Below are 1,442 nucleotides of genomic sequence, written 5' to 3'. Positions count from 1 at the left end.
CAATAAGAAGTTATTTAACACAACTTCTAGCGTCTGCGCATATTCCTCAGGCGTAAACGGTAACTCCTCGCTCAATCCAACTGCAATATCATCAGCGCTCTCAGGCAGACTCTCGGTATGATCAAATAACACATAATGCTCTTCAAGCGTAGCATCCAATGTAGCATCAATGACGATTGTTTTTAGCTTTTCCATATCACCAAGCGGTGCAAACGCCAGTTTAAATATTTTATCTACTTGACTGGTGAGCTGTTTTTTCTTCGCGCCAAGCTTTCCTTTGATTAAGGTCAATACGCCGATACGATGCGCTTGTAGTGCTGCATTGACATCGGTGTACTGATGAATCGATACCGCTTCGCCTGCTTCATCAGCAACGAGCGCCGCAAACTGCTTCATAACCACGCCTGCGCTATGATGGTTTTTGCTAAAGGCAAAATGCTCAGGGAATTCAGTATGCGCGCCTTGTTGCTCATTCACCGCTTGACTAGTCTCAGAGGCATGACGAATCTGTAGCGTTTGCAGATCACGACCTTTTTCGATAATGCGGTTTTTGTCATCGACCACACAAATTTGTGGCTGCAAATAACGGTCAATCGCAGAAGGGCTAAAGCTCTCCGGCGTCACCGACATAATACCGCGGCGATTGAGCGCTTGGCACAGCTGTTTTAACAGCCCTTGTCCACCTTGCTGCTGCAACTCATCAAACAAGCTATCTGCGGTATCAGGTATCGGGACGATCTGACGACGGATATCTTTTGGCAATGATTTGAGCAACTGTAGCACCAGCTCATAGCGCCAGCCTGGCACACCCCATAGTAGCTCAATCGCGTCGAGCTGTGGTAATGCAGCAAGCGGTACGCGTATGGTCACGCCTTCATCATCACTTGCTGGATCAAAGACATAACGCAATGGCAGTTTTAGATCGCCCAGCTTCCATACTTCTGGAAAGTCGCCCGTGGTCGGCGCTTGGCTAGTGAGTACATCTTCATCGGTAAAAAACAAATACTTAGCATCATTCTTTTCTACTTCTGCGCGCCAGTCTTCAAACGTTTTGCGACTGGCGACGTGCTCGGGAATCTTTTTATCATAGAATTGATATAGCGTTTCTTCATCAACCAATAGATCCCGGCGACGTAGCTTGTCTTCGATGCGTTCAACATGGGCAATCTTGTCCATATTGTGCTGTAAAAATGGTGCATTGCGACCGAAGTTACCAGTCACCAGACCATCACGAATGAAAATCTCTCGTGATTCAGCCAAGTTTACTTGCTCATAGTTGGTCAGCTGTTTGCTGATAATGATTAAGCCAAACAAGCTAATCTGCGCGTAAGCTTTGACCCGTCCGGTTTTCTTGGACCAATGCGGTTCAAAGTAATGATATTTGAGCAAGTCGCCTGCAGCTGAAATAATCCACTCGGGTTCAATTTTGGCAACGGTACGCA

The 1,442-nt window shown here is 46.7% G+C and carries 1 protein-coding gene; it reads right to left on the bottom strand.

Features of this window, described 5'->3' with window-relative positions; translation table 11 throughout:
- Nucleotides 1-1,442: DUF3418 domain-containing protein (locus ACS8FC_RS14125; RefSeq protein ID WP_439297225.1), on the bottom strand; the 1,442-nt coding region annotated here is incomplete at both ends.

Source organism: Psychrobacter sp. 1Y4 (assembly GCF_051847555.1).
This window is presented reverse-complemented; position numbering and strand designations above follow the sequence as displayed.